Source organism: Mesorhizobium sp. M4B.F.Ca.ET.143.01.1.1, assembly GCF_004792275.1.
GTDB lineage: Bacteria > Pseudomonadota > Alphaproteobacteria > Rhizobiales > Rhizobiaceae > Mesorhizobium > Mesorhizobium abyssinicae.
The window spans coordinates 491104-510464 of the sequence record NZ_SRSR01000004.1 but is presented as its reverse complement, the minus strand read 5'-3'; the positions used below and the strand labels follow the sequence as shown (position 1 = coordinate 510464).

Sequence of the window (19361 nt, the reverse complement as noted above, 5' to 3'; positions counted from 1 at the left end):
CCGATCCACCCCGGCCGGGTCCCCGCTGCTTCGCGGCGTCCCGGCGTTCGCTGGCCTTTCACCGTGCCACTGGCACGATGAATTCGCCTTCGGCGAACCGGCTGCTCACCCCGCAAGGGAGAAGGAAGACCTCCGCCCAATCATTTGGACTATCGTCACGATTGCTGCACTATGATGGTGCACAGGCAAACCCGGGGGCAGGGGAGAAACGCGCGCTTGAAGCAGACCGAGATCCAGAAACCGGGGCAGCGGCTGTTCGGCCTGTCGACGCCGCTCAGGGCCGCCGTCATCCCGCCGCTGTCTGCGGCGCGCTGGCTGTTGGTGCTGATCGTCGCCGCCGGCGTCTATTTCTTCCACGGCTTCCTGTTCCCGGTTCTGGCCGCCCTCGTCATCGCTTTCGCCAGCTGGCCGCTCTACCGCCGCCTGCTGGCCGCCGTCGGCGGCAACCGCACCATCGCCGCCACCTTCGCCATCCTCTTCATCCTCACCTTCCTGGTGGTGCCGATCGCGCTTGCCGGCACCTATGCCATCAACGAGGTCCGGGAATGGGTCGGCTGGGCGATCGAAACCAACCGCCACGGCGCGGTGACGCCGCACTGGATCGCCACCATGCCGATCGTCGGCGAATGGCTGAACGAGCAGTGGACGACCAATCTCGGCCATCCGGGCGGCATCGGCGAACTGATCCAATTGGTCAGCGGCGCCAATATCGGCAGCATCTATCGCGGCGCGCTCGCCGCCGGCGGCAGCGCGTTCGGCCTGCTTTTGACGCTGCTGTTCATGATGATCGCGCTGTTCTTCGCTTATCGCGATGGCGAACATTTCGCCGCGCAGGTCGACCGCCTCGGCGAGCGCATCCTGCCGACCCGCTGGGAGCGGATTTCGCGCGTGGTGCCGGCGACGATCTCGTCCACCGTCACCGGCATGACCATCATCGCCATCGGCGAGGGGGTGGTGCTTGGCGTCGCCTACTGGCTGGCCGGCGTGCCGTCGCCGGTGACGCTCGGCGCCTTGACCGGCATCATGGCGCTGATCCCCGGCGGCGCGCCGCTCTCCTTCACGCTGGTATCGATCTACCTTGCCGCCAGCGGCTCGCCAATGGCGGGCCTGGCGCTTTTTGCCTGGGGCGCGGTCGAGCTGTTCATCGTCGACAAGACGCTGCGCCCCAAGCTGGTCGGCGGGCCGATCAAACTGCCTTTCCTGCCGACCTTTTTCGGCCTGATCGGCGGCGTCAAGACGATGGGCTTCCTCGGCCTGTTCATCGGCCCGGTGCTGATGGCACTCTTGGTCGCGATCTGGCGCGAGTGGCTGCGTGAGGTCGAGCTGATGGACGATTCCGCTGCCACGGCGCTTGCGGAGACCAAGGACGGCCCGCCGCAGATCGAGATCACCGCCGAAAAGAAGAAGATTCAGACCGGGTGACTGACCGCCAGCGTGGCGCGGCGCTTGCGCCCCTCATGCAATTGCCACAGCGAATGGCCGACAAGCGTCACGATCAGGATCGCGCCGCCGATCAGGCTGTTGCGCGACGGCGTCTCGGAGAAGATCATCCACACCCAGACCGGCGCCAGCACCGTTTCCAACAGGTAGAACATCGCCACTTCCGGCCCTGAGATGTATTTCGGCCCGTTGGCCAGGCAGAAGAACGAGATCGGCATGATCACCGCGCCGTTGAAGATGATCCACCACGGCGCGTCCACCTGAAAGCCGGTCTTCGAGACCATGACGGCGGCGACGCTGAAGGGCAGCACCACGCCGATGAGCGAGGTGAAGCCCATGTCCTTGCCGCTGGCGCGCGAGATGGTGATCGCGCAGGCGACGCAGAGCGCGGAGCACAGGGCCATGACATCGCCGAACAGATATCCGTTGCCGATGGAGTCGCCGACGATGATGGCGACGCCGACGATCATCAGCGCCAGTGCCGCCAGCGTCAGCGGCCGTGGTCGTTCCTTCAGGAACAGCCAGGACAGCAGCGCCGAGAACATGGTGGTGAAGGCGAGGATGAAGACGAGGTCGGCGGTCGAGGTGTTGTAGACGGCGGTGATGAAGGCGATCGAGCCGAGCCCGTAGAGCGTCGCCACCGCAAGCCCCGCCCGGCCGGGAACGAGTTGCGGCGCCCGGTCGCTCAGCGAGCGCCAGACCGCCCAGATGACAAGTCCGGCAAGGAAAGTGGTGCCGGTGCGCAGCAACAGGATCGTCCATGCCTCGCCATGGGCGAGCCTGATCAGCGGGATGTCGACGGTCAGCGTCATGCCGCCGATGGCGGTGAGCAGAAGGCCTTTCTGGTGGTCGTGGTTGGAGGACATGTCGGCAATTCTCGCAATGGAATTTGCAGGCGGACGGCCGGCGGCGCGATAGCGCATTCTCTCGCCGTTCGGCGGCAAGACCAGCATCCCGCTGCTTGAAACAGTTTTAAGGTCGGGCTTGGAAAGGGTTAGTCAGCGCGTGACCGCTTCGTGCTCGTAGCGTTCCCAGCCTTTCGGGCCGAGATGCTCCTGCGGCATGAAGCGCATTTTATAGCTCATCTTGCGCGAGCCGTTGACCCAGTAGCCGAGATAGACATGGGGCAGGCCCATGGCTCTCGCTCGGGCGATATGGTCGAGGATCATGAAGGTGCCGAGCGAGCGGTCCTCGAAGTCCGGATTGAAGTAGGAATAGACCATCGACAGCCCGTCGGCCATCTTGTCGGTCAGCGCCACCGCGATCAGCTCGCCCTGGCCCTTGCCGGTGATGAAGGTGTCGGGGCCGCGCCGCCTGTATTCGATGATCTTGGTGTCGACGTGGGTATCCTCGACCATCATGGCGTAGTCGAGCACCGTCATGTCCGACATGCCGCCGCGGCGATGGCGGGCGTCGAGATAGGCGCGGAACAGCGAGTATTGCTCGGTCGACGGCTGCGCGTCGTGCATGGCCCCGACGAGGTCGGCATTGTGCTGGATCACCCGCTTCATGTTGCGGCTGGCGGTGAATTCCTGCGCCAGGATGCGCACCGACACGCAGGCCCGGCAGGTCTCGCAGGCGGGCCGGTAGGCGATGTTCTGCGAGCGCCGGAAACCGCCTTGCGTCAACAGGTCGTTCATCTCGGGCGCCTTGTCGCCGACGAGGTGAGTGAACACCTTGCGTTCGAACTGGCCCTCCAGATACGGGCACGGCGACGGCGCGGTCAGGAAGAACTGCGGCGACTGGGTCGGGTGCTGCGTCATGGATTCCGGGAAACGCTCCTACGAATCGCCTTACCTTTGGCCCGACCGGCGAAAAATTCAACAGGATTGTGGAGCGGTGGCTGACTGAGGGCCTTCATAATTGCGCATAAGCGCCCGCGTTCGCCCTCGAAAATGCTGTTTCAGCGATCTGTACGGCTCACCACCGTGCCAAGCAGCAGGTCGTGCAGCGTGCGCTTGCGGTCCGAAAACAGCGTCACCAGGAGCACCAGCGGCGTCAGCATGACGTTGCCGGCCCAGAACAGCACCGAATGCACGACAGCGGTCAGCCCGTCGATGCGGGTGCCGTCAAGGCGGTCGAGCCGGATGCCCATCAGCTTCATGCCGGTGGTCGCCTGGTCGGCGCTGCCCAGCGTGTTCCAGATGTAGAGAACGGCGACCGCCGGCACGAGCACCGAAAAAAGCATCCAGCCGAGGCCAAACGTCAGCAGCCCGAGGACTGCGACCAGGATGGCGAAGGGAATGGTGAGCAGTCCGATGATCAGATAGTCGATCAGGCAGGCAAGGATGCGCCGGGTGCGCACGCCGTCATAGGCCCTGACGTCGTCGAGCTTACTGGTAATGATTTCGCCGTCAAGTACACGCGCGTTCATGTCATGCCCTCGTAACCGGGCCCGCGATAGGGTGCGGGCGATCCGCCATTGAAATGGTGAAAGCCGATGGCGGAATCAAGATCGTCGGTCGGGGTGCGACGTGCGGAGGTCGCTCGAGCGGTTGAATTCACGGCAAGGATGGCGTTAGCTTGCTGCGGCGCAACAAGACGCCGAGGGGACGGGGGTATTATGGACTATGACATGCTGGTCATCGGCAGCGGCCCTTCGGGGCGCCGCGCCGCGGTGCAGTCCGCCAAGCTCGGCAAATCGGTGCTGGTGGTCGACAGGGGCCGGCGCCTCGGCGGCGTCTCGGTGCACACCGGCACCATCCCGTCGAAGACACTGCGCGAGACGGTTCTCAACCTTTCCGGCTGGCGCGAGCGCGGCTTCTACGGACGGGGCTACCGGGTCAAGCAGGACATTTCGGTCAGCGACCTCGTCGAGCGCCTGCACAAGACGCTCGACCACGAGGTCGAGGTGCTGCAGCACCAGTTCATGCGCAACGCGGTCAAGAGTTCGCGCGCCACGGCGAAATTCCTCGGCCCCAACAAGGTCAGCCTGACGAGCGACAATGGCGACTATAGCGAGGTCGGCTTCGCCAATGCGCTGATCGCCGTCGGTACCAGGCCGCACCGGCCGCGCGACGTGCCGTTCGACAAGACCCGCGTCTTCGACAGCGACGAGATGCTGGAGCTCGACCGGCTGCCGCGCACGCTGACTGTGATCGGCGCCGGCGTCATCGGCGTCGAATACGCCACCATCTTTTCGGCCCTCGACGTGCCGGTGACGCTGGTCGAGCCGCGCAACACCATCCTCGATTTCGTCGACCGCGAGATCGTCGACGACTTCATCCATCAGATGCGCGATCGCGGCATGACCATCCGCCTCGGCAGCACGGTCAAGGAGATCACCTCAAAGCCCGATTATGCCGAGGTCACCCTTGCCGATGGCCGCACCATCCGCTCCGAGATCGTGCTTTATGCCGCCGGCCGCAGCGGCAATCTCGGCAGCCTCGGCCTCGACGTGGTCGGCATCGAGTCCGACTCCAGGGGCCGCATCAAGGTCGACGCGAACACGTTCCAGACCAGCGTGCCCAACATCTATGCCACCGGCGACGTCATCGGCTTCCCGAGCCTAGCCTCGACCTCGATGGAGCAGGGCAGGGTGGCCGCCTGCCACGCTTTCGGCGTGCTGTTGCCGCCGCCGCCGGAAACCTTTCCCTACGGCATCTACGCTGTGCCCGAAATCTCCACCGTCGGCCAATCGGAGGAGCAGGTGCGCGAAAGCGGCGCCGCCTACGAGGTCGGCGTGGCGCGCTTCCGCGAAACCTCGCGCGGCCACATCATGGGCGTCAACTCGGGCTTCCTGAAGCTGCTGTTCTCGGTCGAAACGCGCCGGCTGCTCGGCGCCCACATCGTCGGCGAGGGCGCCACTGAACTCATCCATATCGGCCAGGCGGTGATCAATCTCGGCGGCACGGTCGACTTCTTCGTCAACAACACCTTCAACTACCCGACCCTGGCCGAAGCCTACAAGATCGCCGGGCTCGATGCCTGGAACCGGATGGGGAAGGGATAGGGCTCCGGTCCTAGTCCACTCACGCCACGGCCGGATCCGCCAGCCATTGCCTGACGATGGCCGCGTCCGGGTCGCCGATCTCATGTCCCGATGCAACGATGCGAGCATCGACCGTGGCGCCGCGCTGGCTTAGCAGCGTCACCAGCGCCGGCGCGAACGGGCCGTAGGTGAGGTCGGCGGCGCCGGCGATCATCAGCACCTTAGTGCCGCCGAGATCCGTCGGCGGTGCCTCGTCGAGCACCGGCATCGGCCGCAGGAGTGCTGCCCGCCGGACCAGACCGGGATGAAGCAGCATCAGGCTCGAGACCAGATTGGCGCCGTTCGAATAGCCGAGGAAGGCCGCGCGGGAGAGATCGAGCCCGTGGCGCTTCGTCGCCTCGGCAACGAAGGTGGCGAAGGTGTCCGTCTCCGTGCGGATGCTGGTCTGCTCGAAGCTGGTCGGCGTGATCCGCTCGAACCAGCGAAAGCCGTCCTCTTGCGGGATTCGACCGCGCGCCGCGACCAGCGCTGCCCTGGGCGCGATCTGTCTCGCAAGCGGTACCAGCGTGGTTTCATCGACGCCGGATCCATGCAGCAGGAACAGGCATTCGCCGCTTGCGCCGGATGGCTTGATGAAGCGATGGAGGAAGCTCAAGTCATAGAAGACGCCGCCATCGTCAGTATATTCAGGCACGCTCATATCCTTTTGATTTCATGGCTGTTTCATTGATTTGCCGGCTTCAAAACGGATTATTTTCTTGCTCCGCGAAAGTTGATTGAACCAGGCTTACTTCAGTCCGTTTCTGCGCCGATACACTCCCTCTCACGGGAGGAATCAAAGCGGTGCGCCGGGGGTCGCATTGCCCGAATGAACGACCAGCTTTGAGGCCTTTTGTCGATGACCATGCCAGTTTCGCCCGGACGGGAAACACGTATCCACGATCGCGATACGCGTATCCACGATCGCGACACGCGTATCGACGTGTTTCGCGCGCTCGCGCTGCTCACCATCTTCATCGACCATGTGCCTGGCACAATGTTCGAGACGCTGACCTACAAGAATTTCGGCTTCTCGGACGCGGCCGAAGCCTTTGTGCTGATCTCCGGCATGTCGGTGGCGCTCGCCTACGGCAGCAAATTCCAGCCCGGCGGCCGGCTGCTGGCGACGCTGAAAATGTGGCGGCGCGCCGGCGTGCTCTATGCCGCCCACATCGTCACGACCATGGTGGTGATGGCGCTGTTCTGCGCCGCAGCGGTGTTCGCCCGGCGGCCGGAGCTGCTGAAGCTGATCAACATCGAGCCGCTGATGAAAAACACGCCGGAGGTGCTGGTCGGCATCGTCACGCTCGGCCACCAGCTCGGCTACAACAACATCCTGCCCGTCTATGCGGTGCTGCTTTTGCTGGCGCCGGTCTTCCTGCTGTTGATCAGCTACAGGCCGGTGCCGGCGCTTGTACTGTCGGCTGCCCTGTGGCTGATCGCCGGCATCTGGCAGATCGCGCCGCCGAACTATCCGGAGCCCGGCTTCTGGTTCCTCAATCCGCTGTCCTGGCAATTCCTGTTCAACATCGGCCTGGCCGCCATGCTGCATGTCAGGCGCGGCGGAACCATTCCGGTCAATCGTTGGCTGGTCGGCGCTGCCGCCGCCTATGTGCTGACGGCGCTGGTCTGGGTGCACAGCCCGCTCTGGGGCCGCATATCCTGGCTCGACCTGCCGGTGGTGCTGACCGGCTTCGACAAGACCTTCCTGTCGCTGCCCAGGCTCCTGCACATATTGGCGGTGAGCTATCTGATCGTCGCGCTGCCGGCGGTCTCGAACCTGTTCCGCACCAGCACCGACCATCCGCTGGCCATCCTCGGCAAGCGCTCGCTGCCGGTGTTCATCGCCGGCACGGTTCTCGCCATGGTGGCGCAGGTGCTGAAGCTGATCAATCCGGGCGGCTTTGCCTACGACACGCTGCTGATATCGGCCGGCATCGCCATGCAGTTCGCGCTCGCCTTCTATCTCGAATGGCTGTCGGGCATCGGTTTACTGGGCCGGAAGCCGGTCCGCGGCGAGGCGCCGGCGCGACCAACGTTCGTCGCCCAGCCGATGGCCGCTGGCAATCGCTGAGGATCAGGCCTTCGCCGGCCCGGTCGATGCCCTGATGACGAGTTCGACGCCGAGCATCTCGCGCCGCACCGCGCCATCGAAATCGAGGATCATCCGCGCCGCCCGACGGCCGATCTCGGTGATCGGCTGGACGATGGTGGTGAGCTGAGGTCTGCTCAGCAGGCCATCCGGCACGCCATCAAAGCCGACGACCGAGACGTCGCCCGGGACGTTCAGGCCGCGCTCCGTCAGCCAGTCGATCGCGACCATGGCCATCCGGTCCGACATGGCCAGGATCGCGGTGGGCGGCTTGCCGCTGGCGAAGATGGCCTCGAGGCCGGCCCTGGTGGTGGCCGCCTCGTTTTCGGTCTCGTAGACCGGCACCCTGGTGGTATCGACGCCGAAGCGGGCAAGCTCCTCGAAATAGCCGGCAAGCCGGTCGCGCGTTGCCGTGTAGAGCGCCGTCCCGAGCAGCCCGGGCGTCACAAGACCGGTGCTGCCATCGACGAAAGGCAGCGACAGGACGGCGAAGCGGCGATGCCCAAGTTCGCCGAGATGACGCGCGGCGAGCCTGGCGCCGGCGATGTTGTCGATGCCGATCATCGAGATGGTGTCGTCATCGAAGCCGATCGCGAGCGCGACGAAGGGAAGCCTGCGTTCGCGCGTCAATTCGACGAGGCGAGGACCGCCCTCGATGCAGAACAGGATGAAGCCGTCGACCAGGGCGCTCTGGATGTTCCAGGCGAGCTTCTCGTCATTCTGAGCTGACACCAACGCGATCCCGGCACCGGTGGCGTCGCATGCCTGCGAGATGCCGGCCATCATCACACGGGCGAAAGGATCGTCGAAGAAATAGGAGAGCGGCTCTGTGGTGCAGACGCCGATGGCGTTGACCTTGCCGGCGCGCAGCAGCCGGCCCTTGGGGTCGGGACCCGCATAACCCATCGCTTCCGCCACCGCCTTTACCCGCTCGCGCACTTCCGCGCGCACGATCTCCGGCCGGCTGAAGACGTTGGAGGCCGTGCCGTGCGAGACCCCGGCGGCTTTGGCGATATCGGCGAGCCGGATGGGTCGTGCCTGGCCTTCGACGAGTGCTGCCATGTCAGTTCTCCGAACCTCTAGCGCTGCAATACATGGACGGGGATCGATCTCCGGTCCATCTATCATTTTTCTTGGATCGATTCAAATATTGCTTGACTCTATCGCCTGGCGGCGTATTCTTGAATCGATCCAATCGGCAATTCGGCCGATGGAGCAGGTTGAAAAGGAGGGTGCCATGCATCCGGTCAACTTTCTGTTCGAGGACGTCTACCGCAACGATTGGGGCATTGCCTCGGCCACGCTCAGCGAAAGGCGCCGCGGCAAGGCAAGTCCATGGAAGCGCGAGCTGCGCTTTATCGTGGATCGTAGGCGCGGCTGATCGGTCCGCTTTTTCTGTATCGGTTAATTGGATCGATTCAATTTTCGGGAGAACAGTCATGCATCCGATAAGCCATCTGTTCGAGGACATCTATCGCAACTACTGGGGCATCTCACCCGCTAGCGACCGGCCCGAACGGCGGCGCCTGACGAGGCCGGCGGTGCGCAACCGCGACTGGTTGGCAAGACGCAAGCGCCGGCAGGACTGATTCCCGACCTCAGGGCCGGTTCTGGATCAGCGCCGATCCCGCGATCGCCAGCCAGCCGGCGATCAGCAAGGTGCCGCCGATCGGCGCCGACATCGGGAACAGCCGCGATCCCAGGAAGTCGCGGGCGAGAAGATCGCCGCAGAACAGCACCAGACCGACAAGCAGGAGCAGGCTCGCAATTCGCAAGGGGCGGCCGGCGCCGATCAGCCCGACGGCGAGGAAGACCGGCGCATGCATCAGCAGGAAGGACGCCGCCGTGCCGACGAAGGCGCCGCCGAGATGCGCCGCCGCGGCCGACAGCGCCACGCCCGCCGCGCCGCAAAGGCCGCCGGCAAGAACGAGGATGCGGCTGCCGGTTTTTGCCGGGTGTTCGGCCAAGCTCATGGATGTCTCTGTCGTAGCGAGCGATACGCAGGCCGCTCAGGGCTTGCCGGGTTCCAGCACCATATGCCTTGCCCGCCGCGACTGGACAATCCAGTTGTAGACCGCGCCGCCGGCCATCAGCACCGACGTGCCCAGAAAAACCGAGCGCATGCCGAAATGGCCACCGGCGAAGCCGCCGAGCAGTGGCCCGGCCACCTGGCCGACATACTGCGCCGAGATCGACAGGCCCAGCACGTTGCCGCCGACGCCGTCGGGAACGTTGTGGCGGATGACGCTGGTGATGCAGGGCAACAGGCCGCCCAGCGCCAGCCCCATCAGGAAGCGCAGGCCGATCAGCTGCCAGCCCGCGGTGACGAAGGCCTGCGGGATCAACAGCAGGGCCGAAACGCCAAGTGCCGCGATCACGACGTTCCAATGGCCGATGCGGTCGGCCAGCCTGCCCAGCCACGAGGCCGACAGGATGGCGCCGAGCGCCGCCGCCGACATGACGACGCCGGCGACCAGCGTCACCCGGCTCTGGTCCTCGATCAGCTGCTGCACATAGACGGTGATGATCGGCTCGATCGACATGGTGGCGAAGGCAAGCAGCATGCCGGTCGCCAGCATGGCGGCGACCGGCCGCTTGTCGGGGATCTGCGACCAGCCGCTTTTCGGCTTTGACGCAGCTTTGGTTTTGGCGGCCGGTGGGCGAGGGGTCTCCTTGATGAGAAAAGTCGTCGCCAGGAAGGCGAGGAAGATGACGCCGCCCGACAAAAGGAAGGTGGCGCGGATGCCGATCACCGGCGGCAATGCGCCGCCCAGCAGCGGGCCGACCAGGGAGCCTGCGGTGATGCCGGCCGACAGCACGCCCAGCGCCCAGCCGGAACGCTCCTTCGGCGTCTGCATGGCGACCAGTATGGTCGAGCCCGACGAATAGCCGCCGGCAAAGCCGATCAGGAGACGCAGCAGCACCAGCTGCCAGACGGTCTCGACCATGCCGGTCAGCGACATGCAGATGGCCATTCCGAAGCTGGCCCGCACCAGCATCAGCTTGCGGCCGTAGCGGTCGCCGAGCCGTCCCCACAGCGGCGCCACAAGTGCCGCCGCAAGGAAGGTGGCGCCATAGGCGATGCCCGACCATTGCACGATCGCCGCATGGCCCTCGGCGCCAAGCTGCTCGACATAGAGCGGCAGGAAGGGCAACAGCAGGGTCATGGCGATGAGCGTGCTGAACGAGCCAGCAAAACAGACGGCGAGATTGCGTCGCCAGTGGACATTGTAGCCGCCGTGCTCGCTGCCGTGCTCGCTCATGTCATGCCTGCCCGGTCAGGGGGATTGTTGCGGATGCCAATTTGGGATACCAAGCTGGTATCCGTCATGAACCTCAACCCTGTCGCTGTCAATCGACCGTTACCAACGAGACCGCCATGTCGCAGATGCAGAGCGTCGAACGGCAGCTTCGCGAAATGATCCTCGGCCTCGAGATCGGGCCCGGCGAGCGCCTGACCGAGCGCTGGATCGAAAGCCGCTTCGCCGCCTCGCGCACCCCGGTCAGGGCGGCGCTGCTGCGGCTGGAGACCGAGGGCCTGATCTGCCGCGACGGGCGCGGCTGGACCGTCTCGCCCATCAACCTCGCCGAGCTCGAGCAGATCGCCGTCTATCGCGAGGCGGTAGAGGTGGCCGCTATCCGGCTTACTTGCGCGCTGGAGGGCAAGAGCGCCATCGATCTCATCGAGGCGATGCTGGACTCCTGCGATGCCGCCACAGCGCGCGAGGAATGGCACCGCGTCGGCATGGATTTCCACATCGAGCTGGCCAGGCTTTCCGGCAACGACTTCCTGTTCCGGGCGGTCCGCGATGCGATGACCAGGCTGTCGCGCGCCCGCTGGCTCGAGGTGCGCGACGAGGCGGCACTTGGCCGCGCCTGGGCGGAGCACCATGCGGTGCTGGCCGCCGTGCGGGCAGGCGATGCCGACGAGGCGGCGGGGCTGCTTTCAACCCATATCGTCGGCAGCCGCGACCGGCTGGTGACGTCGCTGCGCGACGACCGGCGCGGCCTGCGCGCCAGGGGCTTCGCCGTCGTCGCCGCCTGATCGCGATTCAGTTCGCTTTGGCTCTCGCTTCGCGTGCGCCGATGGCGTAAGAGCGGCGATGGAAAACAACCGGTTTGAAATACCCGTGACCGTCAAGTCGGCCACGGCGGGAACCAATCAGCTCTTGCGCAGCGCGCGCGAGGCTTCCGACTATCTGCTCAACAGCTGGCCCGGCAAGCGCAGCGCCAAACACCGCGAAGCGCTGCAGGCCTGCCACGACGCTCTGGCCGGCGACAAGCCGGCGATGAATGCGAGGCGCGCCTTCATCGCGGCCGCCCGCGAAGTGAATGTCTTCGTCAGCGACAAGGCCTCCGCATAAGCGACGCGGCCTGCTGACTGCATTGTTACTTGGCCGTTTCCGCTTCCGTCTTGTCCGCGGGCTTCGAACGCTCCTTGGCGGCGACCTTGGCCGCCAGCTTCTCGGCCTTCTTGGCGGCCTTCTGGCGATCGCGCTCCTTGCGTTCCTGACCGTAGTTCGGTGCTCGCGCCATATCGCTTCCTTTCAACTGCGGGACTTGACGTCCTGCCTAGGAGCATTGGAGCGCAAACACAACGGCTGAAGCAAGAATAGGCGGACAATGATCCCGCCCTCGGTTCGGGGCTTGCAAGACAGGCGGCACAATGGTGTAGGAGAAATCTGCGCGCCAGCGCCAGGCTGATTGAAACGACGGACCGATGGCCACGCCTCTCCGAACCGCCGCCAAGGTGTTTTACTACGCGCGCAACTTCGCGCGCGACCTCGCTCCGCAGGCGCTGTTCCGTCGCCGGCTGGCGGGATGGCTGGAGCAGACACGGCGGTCGGACGGCTCGGTCCGCGAGCGGGTGAACTACTACAACAGGCTGGAGCGGCCCTTCGCGCCGAGCCCGGCCGCGGTGCCGGTCAGTCGCATGCCGTTTTCTCCGAGCATGTATTATTACGACCTCAAGGAATTTGCCCGCTATTTCGATCCGGCGCTGCTCATCGATCTCGAATTCGGTGATGTCATCGACGTCCCAAAGATGCCGGCGATCGTCAAGGACCGGCCGATCACGGACGGCAACGGCAATGCCGTGCTGATGAAGCTGGACAAGTTCCGCCACTTCCAGCTGCCGGCCGACCGGCAGCCCTTCGCCGACAAGCGTCCGCTCGTGGTCTGGCGCGGCGATCTCAACAACCCGATCCGCACGCGGTTCCTCGATGCCGTGCGCGACTTGCCGATCTGCGATGTCGGGACGCCGAAGAAGGAGGCCAAGGCCGAATACCAAAAACCCTATCTCACCATCGATGAGCAGCGGCGCTACCGCTACATCGTCTCGCTCGAAGGCAACGATGTCGCGACCAACCTCAAATGGATCATGAGCTCGAACTCGCTCTGCCTGATGCCGCCGCCGACCTACGAGACCTGGTTCGCCGAAAGCGAGGTCAGGGCCGATGTCCACTATGTGCCGCTGGCCCCCGACTTCTCCGATCTCGCCGACCGGGTGGCCTATTTCGAAAAGCACCCGGCCGAGGCCGAACGCATCGTCGCCGCCGCCAATGCCTATTGCCAGAAGTTCCGCAACGAGCGGGACGAGCAGGCGATCTCGCTGCTCGTCCTCTACAAATATTTCGTGCTCGGCGGCCAGGTCAAACCGGATCCCGAGGTCTGGCGTTTCATAACCGGCTGACCCTTCCGGCGATCAGACGTCGCTGCGGTCGAGCACCAGGTCGGCAGGCCCGAAGCGGCCCTTGGCCGTCAGCTGCTGGTGCCAATAGGGGTAGAGAACCGGCGGCCGGCTGACGGCGTCGAGCCGCGCCCGCTCATCGAAGGACAGCGTCAGGCTGGCGGCGGCGATGTTGTCCTTGAGCTGCGCCTCGCTGCGGGCGCCGATCACCAGCGACGACACCGCCGGCCGGCCGAGCAGCCAGGCGAGCGCCACCTGCGCGCCGGACACGCCCCTGGCCTTGCCGATGTCGACCAGCACGTCGACGATCCGCCACAGCCGGTCCTCGTCGCGGATCGGCGGTTCCGACCAGCCGCCGATCTGGCGGGCGGTCGGACTGTTGCGGTCGTATTTGCCGCTGAGCAGCCCGCCGGCGAGCGGGCTCCACACCAGCACGCCGAGCCCCTGGTCGACCGAGATCGGCAGCAGTTCGTATTCTGCCTCGCGCGCCTCCAGCGTGTAGTGGATCTGCTGGGTGACGAAGCGCGGCTGGTGGCTGCTGTCGCTGATGGCGAGTGCCTTCATCACCTGCCAGCCGGAATAGTTGGAGCACCCGACGTAGCGGATCTTGCCCTGGCTCACCAGCGTGTCGAGCGCGGCGACCGTTTCCTCGAGCGGCGTCACGCCATCCCATTCGTGCAGGAAGTAGATGTCGATGACGTCGGTCTTCAGCCGCTTCAGGCTCTTCTCGCACTCGCGGATCAGGTGGTGGCGCGACAGGCCCTCGTCATTGGGACCCTTGCCGATGCGCATGCGCGCCTTGGAGGCGATCAGCACATCGTCCTTGCGCTTGCCGCCGAGCGCCTCGCCGATGATCTCTTCCGAAATCCCGTTCGAATAGACGTTGGCGGTGTCGATGAGGTTGATGCCGGCATCGATGCAGAGGTCGATCATCCGGCTTGCTTCCTTGAGGTCGGTCTTGCCGACCGCCGCGAAGGCGCCGGCGCCGCCGAATGTCATGGTGCCGAGCGTCAATGTCGAAACCTTCAGCCCGGAACGGCCGAGTGTACGGTATTCCATTTGAGATCCTCGCAATCGCATTGAGAGAGGCGCCACGAATGGGCAGCCCGAATAGGACAGCCTATTTGTAGGACAAGTTGCTCGGCTTGTCGCCCCATCGCGGCGACCGGTCGATCACATCTGCAGCAGCGGCATTGCAATAAAACCGTCATTGCCGGCCTTTATTGAAGTCGGCTCAGGATGGCGAACGGAGAAGCACGATGAGCGAACTGAAACCGAATTCCGGAGCCAGGGACTGGCTGGAAGCCGAACTCGCCGACACGCTCGACGAGGACTACGAGCTCGAGATATCGGAGCCGGCGCTGTCGCTCGAGATCGCCAAGATCTACAAGGAGTCGCATCCGCCCTCGATCGAACGCATGCAATATTTCCGAGACTTGCTGCGGCTCCAGTCCGAACTGATCAAGCTGCAGTCCTGGGTGGCCTATCACAAGAAGAAGGTCGTGGTGGTCTTCGAGGGCCGCGACTCCGCCGGCAAGGGCGGCGTCATCAAGCGCATCACGCAGCGGCTCAATCCGCGCATCTGCCGTGTCGTGGCGCTGCCGGCGCCGACCGAGCGCGAGAAATCGCAATGGTATTTCCAGCGCTACGTGCCGCATCTGCCGGCCGGCGGCGAGATCGTGCTGTTCGACCGCTCCTGGTACAACCGCTCCGGCGTCGAGCGGGTGATGGGCTTCGCCGGGCCGGACCAGGTCGAAGAGTTCTTCCACGACGTGCCGGAATTCGAGCGCATGCTGGTGCGCTCCGGCATCACCCTGGTCAAATACTGGTTCTCGATAACCGACGAGGAGCAGCAGATGCGCTTCCTGATGCGCATCCATGATCCGATGAAGCAGTGGAAGCTGTCGCCGATGGACCTGCAATCGCGCGTGCGCTGGGAGCAGTATACCAAGGCCAAGGAAGAAACCTTCGCCCGCACCAACATTCCCGAGGCGCCATGGTTCATCGTCGAAGGCAACGACAAGAAGCGCGCCCGGCTGAACTGCATCGACCATCTCCTGCAGCAGTTTCCCTATGAGGAGGTGCCGCATGAGGAGATCACGCTGCCGGAGCGCGTCTTCAACCCCGAATACGAGCGCCAGGTGCTGCCGCGCGAGCTTTACGTGCCGGAGAAGTATTGAGCACCTTTTTTCCTTCTCCCCGTTTCACGGGGAGAAGGTGCCCGAAGGGCGGATGAGGGGCAGCGCCGACGCCAGCGATTGAGCCTTAGTTCGCGGTCAGCGGCTTATCGCCAATCTCCAACCGGCAGCGCTGCCCCTCATTGCCCTGCCGGGCATTTCTCCCCGTGAACGGGGAGAAAGAGCTGTAATCACGCCCGCTCAATCACCACATGCGTAGCGAGTGGCGTCGCCACCTGCTCGGTGCACTGGTAGCCAAGGCCCGGCATGTCCAGGCCGGCGAAAAGATGCTCGCCCTTGCCGAGCAGCACCGGCGATATCGCCAGGTGCATCTCGTCGATGAGCCGCTCCTGCAGATACTGCCGGACGGTCGAAACGCCGCCGCCGACGCGCACATCCTTGCCGGCGGCCGCCTCCCTGGCCTGTTCCAGCGCCGAATGGATGCTGTCGGTGACGAAATAGAACGTCGTCCCACCTTCCATCTCGATCGGCGCGCGTTTGTGGTGCGTGAGCACGAAAGTCGGCACGTGATAGGGCGGGTTGTCACCCCACCAGCCTTTCCAGCTGTCGTCCGGCCAGTCGCCGCGGATCGGTCCGAACATGTTGCGGCCGAGGATCCAGGCGCCGACATTCTCGAAGCTGCGCGCCGCGAACGCGTCGTCGGTGTCGGTGGTGCCGCCGTCCTGGCCCATCACAACCTTGCGAAAAAAGCGGGTGCCGATCATCCATTTGTGGAGGTTCTCGCCGCCGATACCGAGCGGGTTGGCGAGATCCTGGTCAGGGCCGGCCCCGAAGCCGTCGAGCGACAGGGTGAAAGCATTGACACGAAGTTTCGACATGCTACCTCCTTCATAACCAGTTGTAATTTGCAAGCAGTTAGTGGTTAGCCTAACTGATTGCGTATTGCAAGCGGTATCTGGTGCGCGGATGGATGCGGATCGCGCCCCGGCAAGTTCAGGAGAATGATCAGTTCGGCGACGGCGAACTACCAACCTCGTCAGCCGTGTCACTGGCAGACATCGTTCCACCGGCGACAAGCTGGCGCTGCAATGCCATCAACATGGTTCTGCCGAGCTCATCGGGTGCCTCGCAATTCGTTGACACTCGATAGGAGTTGTCGACATAGGAACAAAAACCAACCGCCAGCAACTCAACGTCTCCGGCTGTCTCCAGTTGCACCGCCACTTGAAAGAGATGGTCTTGGAGATAGCGAGGGCCATTTGCGTGAAGCGTGGAATCGTCGACCGGCGCCCCGTCCGACACGACGAGCAATATTTTCCGGCGCTCGGGACGTTTCCGCAGCCGGTCGGCTGCCCATTCGATGGCCTCGCCGTCGATATTTTCCTTGAGCAGGTCCGGCCGCAACATCACCTTGAGAGCATGACCGATACTGCCCTGACGCATATCGTTGGCCTCCCGATAAACGATATGAAGCAGGTCGTTCAGCCTGCCCGGATTTTTGGGCCGGCCATCTGCATCCCAGGTCTGCCGTGAGTACCCACCGCGCCAGGCGCGCGTGGTGAAGCCCAGGAGCTCGACCTTGATGCCTAGCGTCCTCAGGAACTCCTGTGCAATGTCGACGGAAGCGGCGGCGTAGAGCATTTTTTGGCCGCGCATCGATCCGGAGTGATCGACGAGAATGGAAACAACGGTATTGGCGAGGTCGGGCGCCGACGGGCCGTTGCGGATTCCCGCGGCGAGATCAGCCGCCTGAATGAGATGTTTCGTCCTCCAGCCCGCCAGGCCGTTCTCCAGTTCGGCCCATGCGGTGTCGAGCGCGGATTGATGCTTTCCCGAAAGCGGCCCGATAGCACTGGACAGCTTGGAACTCGGCACAATCCAGTCATGGAGCGTGACGTAGGCGTGATAGCCCGGCGTAGTGGTATCGCCGCGTGGGGTGGCAACGAACAATGATTTGAGATGCTTGCCCAGCCCCCGCAGCAATGTCGGCTATCCCTTCAGCATCGCTGCCACTTCCGGCGCGAAATAGGTGAGGATGCCGTCGCAGCCGGCGCGTTTCAGCGCAAGCAGCGATTCCAGCATAGCCTTCTCGCCGTCGATCCAGCCATTGGCGGCGGCCGCCTTGATCATCGAATATTCGCCCGACACCTGATAGGCGAAGGTCGGCATCTGCAGCTCGTCCTTCAGCCGGCGGATGATGTCGAGATAGGGCAGGCCGGGCTTCACCATCAGCATGTCGGCGCCTTCGGCGAGGTCCTGCTCGGCCTCGCGCACCGCTTCGTCCGAATTGGCGTGGTCGAGATAGTAGGTCTTCTTGTCGCCCTTGAGCAGGCCGGCCGTGCCCACCGCCTCGCGATACGGGCCGTAGAAGGCGGAGGCGAACTTCGTCGCGTAGGACATGATCGCCACGTCCTGGAAACCATTGGCATCGAGCGCGTCGCGGATGGCGCCGATGCGGCCGTCCATCATGTCCGACGGCGCGATGATGTCGGCGCCGGCTGCAGCCTGGATGACGGCTGCCGCCGCCACCTGTTCCACGGTCTCGTCATTGACAATAATGCCGTCGCGCAGGATGCCGTCATGGCCATGGCTGGTGAACGGATCGAGCGCGGCGTCGGTGATGATGCCGATCTCCGGCACCGCATGCTTGATGGCGCGGGTGGCGCGGTTGATGATGTTTTCCGGGTCGAGGATGTGCGAGCCGGTCTGGTCGCGCAGCGAAAGCTCGACATTGGGAAAAGTGGCGATCGCCGGAATGCCGAGCTTGGCCGCACGCTCGGCCTCCTTGACCGCGAGGTCGAGCGACAGGCGGAACACGCCGGGCATGGCGGCGATCGGCTCGCGCACTTGCTTGCCGTCGACGACGAAAATAGGCCAGATCAGGTCGTCGACCGAAAGCCGGTTTTCCTGCACCAGGCGCCGCGACCAGTCGGCCTTGCGCATGCGCCTCAGCCGCCGGCTGCCGGTGATCTCATCGACGCTGCGCGCGCCGGCAGGCTTTGCGGGGGTGAATCTGTTCATCGCCAAAACTCTCGTTTGGCCGGGTTTTAACACGGGCACTCACCGCAGACCAATGCGACACGATTGTGCCAGCCCTCAGGGTTGGCCATTGCCCGATAGAACCTGTGCCGCACCCCGGATAGCGACGCGGAACGCCTCGTCGAAGGTGACGCCGCGCACTTGCCAGCGGTAGGTCTTGCCGCCATCACCAAGCCGCCAGTCGGCGATCCACCCCAGGTCCTTGTCGCTCCACACGATGCTGCCGGCGAGCGCCTGATCGGCTCCCGCCTTTTTCGCGAGTTGGTCGAGCCCGGCAATGTCGGCTGCGCGCTGCGCCTTTTCGTCCATGCCGGAAACCAGCTCGGCCGGCGGGAAAGCGATGCGCATCAGCAACGGCCCCGTCGCGCTGACGAAAGAGTCGCGCATCGCCTCGCCGCGCCCGTCGTCGGCCGTTAGCACGAAATGGCGTTCGCCCTGCTCGGCGCTGAGGAGGATGGCGAGGCGTGGCCGCTCGCCGAGCCAAGGCTTGCTGCCGAGCTGCGCCAGCAGCCTGTCCAGCACGGCGGGCTTGTAGAGGCATGTGAGGTCGTGCGGCCGGTCATGCGTGCCTTGCTCGTCATGCACGGGGATGCCTTCCAGCCGGTCGTGGTAGCGGAAGCTGTCGACGAAATCGCCGGCCTTGTCGCGCAGCGCCGCCATCTCCGGTTTTCCCGGCAGGCGCTGATCGCCTGAAACCCTGACCAGCACCCGGTCCAGGCAATCCTTGAAACCGATCTGTCGGTTCACCTCGCCGGTGCCGGTGACGATGGTCTGCGACTGATAGAGGTCGTCGATCGTTGCGGCCATGGCGCCACGCGGCGCCGGCACCGCGGCGAGCAGGCCGATGATTGCAATGCCGAGACGCCAAAATGCGGACATGGCTCCCCCCGAAGTCCGTCAGGCAGCTTGTGGATCCTGCCGTTGCTCCCCGCTTCTCCGCGAGGACTGCCGCTTCGTAGCACCAGCCGCCGGCGGCCGCCAATACGAAGGCGA

At 64.5% G+C, this 19361-nt stretch carries 22 protein-coding genes; 9 read left to right on the top strand and 13 right to left on the bottom strand.

Features of this window, described 5'->3' with window-relative positions; genetic code table 11:
- Window positions 1–216: 216 nt before the first annotated feature.
- Complete coding sequence (locus EN786_RS13420; protein ID WP_135908571.1) at window positions 217–1422, top strand: AI-2E family transporter; 1206 nt, start codon at window positions 217–219, stop codon at window positions 1420–1422.
- Here EN786_RS13420 and EN786_RS13415 read toward each other — a convergent pair.
- From EN786_RS13415 to EN786_RS13405, 3 genes are all read right to left on the bottom strand, one after another.
- Entirely contained in the window at window positions 1410–2306 is an 897-nt protein-coding gene (locus EN786_RS13415; protein ID WP_127284215.1) for an EamA family transporter, read from the bottom strand. The genes EN786_RS13420 and EN786_RS13415 overlap by 13 nt on opposite strands.
- A gap of 132 nt (window positions 2307–2438) precedes the next feature.
- Window positions 2439–3203: an arginyltransferase gene (locus tag EN786_RS13410; RefSeq protein WP_127284216.1), complete on the bottom strand. Its 765-nt coding sequence runs from the start codon at window positions 3201–3203 to the stop codon at window positions 2439–2441.
- Between the two features lie 140 nt (window positions 3204–3343).
- Window positions 3344–3814, bottom strand: coding sequence for an RDD family protein (locus EN786_RS13405; RefSeq protein ID WP_127284217.1), 471 nt, complete (start codon window positions 3812–3814; stop codon window positions 3344–3346).
- A 189-nt stretch (window positions 3815–4003) separates the two neighbouring features.
- On the opposite strand from EN786_RS13405, the gene sthA reads away from it, so the two are divergent.
- Window positions 4004–5392 (top strand): Si-specific NAD(P)(+) transhydrogenase, encoded by a 1389-nt coding sequence (gene sthA, locus EN786_RS13400; RefSeq protein WP_127284218.1) that lies wholly within the window; start codon window positions 4004–4006, stop codon window positions 5390–5392.
- A 19-nt stretch (window positions 5393–5411) separates the two neighbouring features.
- On the opposite strand, the gene EN786_RS13395 is transcribed toward sthA, so the two are convergent.
- A complete protein-coding gene (locus tag EN786_RS13395; protein WP_127284219.1) occupies window positions 5412–6071 on the bottom strand; it encodes an alpha/beta hydrolase in 660 nt (219 codons plus the stop codon).
- Between the two features lie 198 nt (window positions 6072–6269).
- On the opposite strand from EN786_RS13395, the gene EN786_RS13390 reads away from it, so the two are divergent.
- Window positions 6270–7484 (top strand): OpgC family protein, encoded by a 1215-nt coding sequence (locus EN786_RS13390; RefSeq protein WP_127284220.1) that lies wholly within the window; start codon window positions 6270–6272, stop codon window positions 7482–7484.
- Window positions 7485–7487: 3 nt separating this feature from the next.
- On the opposite strand, the gene EN786_RS13385 is transcribed toward EN786_RS13390, so the two are convergent.
- Entirely contained in the window at window positions 7488–8564 is a 1077-nt protein-coding gene (locus tag EN786_RS13385) for a substrate-binding domain-containing protein (RefSeq protein WP_127284221.1), read from the bottom strand.
- A 148-nt stretch (window positions 8565–8712) separates the two neighbouring features.
- On the opposite strand from EN786_RS13385, the gene EN786_RS37565 reads away from it, so the two are divergent.
- A complete protein-coding gene (locus EN786_RS37565; RefSeq protein ID WP_189524289.1) occupies window positions 8713–8883 on the top strand; it encodes a hypothetical protein in 171 nt (56 codons plus the stop codon).
- Window positions 8884–8941: 58 nt separating this feature from the next.
- Window positions 8942–9091 carry a hypothetical protein gene (locus EN786_RS37705; protein WP_187331415.1) on the top strand — a complete coding sequence of 50 codons (150 nt, stop codon included), beginning with the start codon at window positions 8942–8944 and terminating at the stop codon, window positions 9089–9091.
- A 9-nt stretch (window positions 9092–9100) separates the two neighbouring features.
- On the opposite strand, the gene EN786_RS13380 is transcribed toward EN786_RS37705, so the two are convergent.
- Together EN786_RS13380 and EN786_RS13375 are read right to left on the bottom strand one after the other, a co-directional pair.
- The gene (locus tag EN786_RS13380) at window positions 9101–9475 is read right to left on the bottom strand and encodes a DUF423 domain-containing protein (RefSeq protein ID WP_127284222.1); all 375 of its coding nucleotides are present in this window, start codon (window positions 9473–9475) and stop codon (window positions 9101–9103) included.
- A 36-nt stretch (window positions 9476–9511) separates the two neighbouring features.
- Complete coding sequence (locus EN786_RS13375; protein WP_127284223.1) at window positions 9512–10765, bottom strand: multidrug efflux MFS transporter; 1254 nt, start codon at window positions 10763–10765, stop codon at window positions 9512–9514.
- Window positions 10766–10881: 116 nt separating this feature from the next.
- Here EN786_RS13375 and EN786_RS13370 point away from each other — a divergent pair, with 116 nt between their 5' ends.
- Window positions 10882–11547, top strand: coding sequence for a GntR family transcriptional regulator (locus tag EN786_RS13370; RefSeq protein WP_127284224.1), 666 nt, complete (start codon window positions 10882–10884; stop codon window positions 11545–11547).
- Window positions 11548–11605: 58 nt separating this feature from the next.
- A complete protein-coding gene (locus EN786_RS13365; protein ID WP_127284225.1) occupies window positions 11606–11866 on the top strand; it encodes a DUF982 domain-containing protein in 261 nt (86 codons plus the stop codon).
- Window positions 11867–11891: 25 nt separating this feature from the next.
- Here EN786_RS13365 and EN786_RS13360 read toward each other — a convergent pair whose 3' ends face one another.
- On the bottom strand, window positions 11892–12038 hold the full coding sequence (locus EN786_RS13360; RefSeq protein ID WP_127284226.1) for a hypothetical protein: 147 nt from the start codon (window positions 12036–12038) through the stop codon (window positions 11892–11894).
- A gap of 184 nt (window positions 12039–12222) precedes the next feature.
- Here EN786_RS13360 and EN786_RS13355 point away from each other — a divergent pair, with 184 nt between their 5' ends.
- Entirely contained in the window at window positions 12223–13194 is a 972-nt protein-coding gene (locus tag EN786_RS13355; RefSeq protein ID WP_127284227.1) for a glycosyl transferase family 90, read from the top strand.
- Window positions 13195–13206: 12 nt separating this feature from the next.
- On the opposite strand, the gene EN786_RS13350 is transcribed toward EN786_RS13355, so the two are convergent.
- Window positions 13207–14250: an aldo/keto reductase gene (locus EN786_RS13350; RefSeq protein ID WP_127309868.1), complete on the bottom strand. Its 1044-nt coding sequence runs from the start codon at window positions 14248–14250 to the stop codon at window positions 13207–13209.
- Between the two features lie 200 nt (window positions 14251–14450).
- Here EN786_RS13350 and ppk2 point away from each other — a divergent pair, with 200 nt between their 5' ends.
- On the top strand, window positions 14451–15371 hold the full coding sequence (ppk2, locus tag EN786_RS13345; protein ID WP_127284229.1) for a polyphosphate kinase 2: 921 nt from the start codon (window positions 14451–14453) through the stop codon (window positions 15369–15371).
- A gap of 188 nt (window positions 15372–15559) precedes the next feature.
- Here the strand turns inward: ppk2 and EN786_RS13340 are convergent, their stop codons facing one another.
- The 4 genes from EN786_RS13340 to EN786_RS13325 all read right to left on the bottom strand — a co-directional run bounded on the left by EN786_RS13340 (window position 15560) and on the right by EN786_RS13325 (window position 19247).
- The gene (locus EN786_RS13340; protein ID WP_127284230.1) at window positions 15560–16207 is read right to left on the bottom strand and encodes a dihydrofolate reductase family protein; all 648 of its coding nucleotides are present in this window, start codon (window positions 16205–16207) and stop codon (window positions 15560–15562) included.
- A gap of 127 nt (window positions 16208–16334) precedes the next feature.
- A complete protein-coding gene (locus EN786_RS13335) occupies window positions 16335–17312 on the bottom strand; it encodes a cobalamin biosynthesis protein CobT (RefSeq protein ID WP_127309869.1) in 978 nt (325 codons plus the stop codon).
- Between the two features lie 6 nt (window positions 17313–17318).
- The gene (hemB, locus tag EN786_RS13330) at window positions 17319–18350 is read right to left on the bottom strand and encodes a porphobilinogen synthase (RefSeq protein WP_127309870.1); all 1032 of its coding nucleotides are present in this window, start codon (window positions 18348–18350) and stop codon (window positions 17319–17321) included.
- A gap of 75 nt (window positions 18351–18425) precedes the next feature.
- Complete coding sequence (locus EN786_RS13325; RefSeq protein ID WP_127285747.1) at window positions 18426–19247, bottom strand: DUF2066 domain-containing protein; 822 nt, start codon at window positions 19245–19247, stop codon at window positions 18426–18428.
- Window positions 19248–19361 lie beyond the last annotated feature (114 nt).

Excerpts from the sequence above, each read along its gene's own strand:
- EN786_RS13405 (WP_127284217.1), bottom strand. The coding sequence starts at position 3,814 with ATGAACGCGCGTGTACTTGACGGCGAAATCATTACCAGTAAGCTCGAC.
- hemB (WP_127309870.1), bottom strand. The coding sequence starts at position 18,350 with ATGAACAGATTCACCCCCGCAAAGCCTGCCGGCGCGCGCAGCGTCGAT.
- EN786_RS13325 (WP_127285747.1), bottom strand. The coding sequence starts at position 19,247 with ATGTCCGCATTTTGGCGTCTCGGCATTGCAATCATCGGCCTGCTCGCC.
- EN786_RS37565 (WP_189524289.1), top strand. The coding sequence starts at position 8,713 with ATGGAGCAGGTTGAAAAGGAGGGTGCCATGCATCCGGTCAACTTTCTG.
- EN786_RS13395 (WP_127284219.1), bottom strand. The coding sequence starts at position 6,071 with ATGAGCGTGCCTGAATATACTGACGATGGCGGCGTCTTCTATGACTTG.
- EN786_RS13380 (WP_127284222.1), bottom strand. The coding sequence starts at position 9,475 with ATGAGCTTGGCCGAACACCCGGCAAAAACCGGCAGCCGCATCCTCGTT.
- sthA (WP_127284218.1), top strand. The coding sequence starts at position 4,004 with ATGGACTATGACATGCTGGTCATCGGCAGCGGCCCTTCGGGGCGCCGC.
- EN786_RS13375 (WP_127284223.1), bottom strand. The coding sequence starts at position 10,765 with ATGAGCGAGCACGGCAGCGAGCACGGCGGCTACAATGTCCACTGGCGA.
- EN786_RS13370 (WP_127284224.1), top strand. The coding sequence starts at position 10,882 with ATGTCGCAGATGCAGAGCGTCGAACGGCAGCTTCGCGAAATGATCCTC.
- EN786_RS13410 (WP_127284216.1), bottom strand. The coding sequence starts at position 3,203 with ATGACGCAGCACCCGACCCAGTCGCCGCAGTTCTTCCTGACCGCGCCG.
- EN786_RS13415 (WP_127284215.1), bottom strand. The coding sequence starts at position 2,306 with ATGTCCTCCAACCACGACCACCAGAAAGGCCTTCTGCTCACCGCCATC.
- EN786_RS13365 (WP_127284225.1), top strand. The coding sequence starts at position 11,606 with ATGGAAAACAACCGGTTTGAAATACCCGTGACCGTCAAGTCGGCCACG.
- EN786_RS13355 (WP_127284227.1), top strand. The coding sequence starts at position 12,223 with ATGGCCACGCCTCTCCGAACCGCCGCCAAGGTGTTTTACTACGCGCGC.
- EN786_RS13340 (WP_127284230.1), bottom strand. The coding sequence starts at position 16,207 with ATGTCGAAACTTCGTGTCAATGCTTTCACCCTGTCGCTCGACGGCTTC.
- EN786_RS13360 (WP_127284226.1), bottom strand. The coding sequence starts at position 12,038 with ATGGCGCGAGCACCGAACTACGGTCAGGAACGCAAGGAGCGCGATCGC.
- EN786_RS13390 (WP_127284220.1), top strand. The coding sequence starts at position 6,270 with ATGACCATGCCAGTTTCGCCCGGACGGGAAACACGTATCCACGATCGC.
- EN786_RS13385 (WP_127284221.1), bottom strand. The coding sequence starts at position 8,564 with ATGGCAGCACTCGTCGAAGGCCAGGCACGACCCATCCGGCTCGCCGAT.
- EN786_RS37705 (WP_187331415.1), top strand. The coding sequence starts at position 8,942 with ATGCATCCGATAAGCCATCTGTTCGAGGACATCTATCGCAACTACTGG.
- ppk2 (WP_127284229.1), top strand. The coding sequence starts at position 14,451 with ATGAGCGAACTGAAACCGAATTCCGGAGCCAGGGACTGGCTGGAAGCC.
- EN786_RS13350 (WP_127309868.1), bottom strand. The coding sequence starts at position 14,250 with ATGGAATACCGTACACTCGGCCGTTCCGGGCTGAAGGTTTCGACATTG.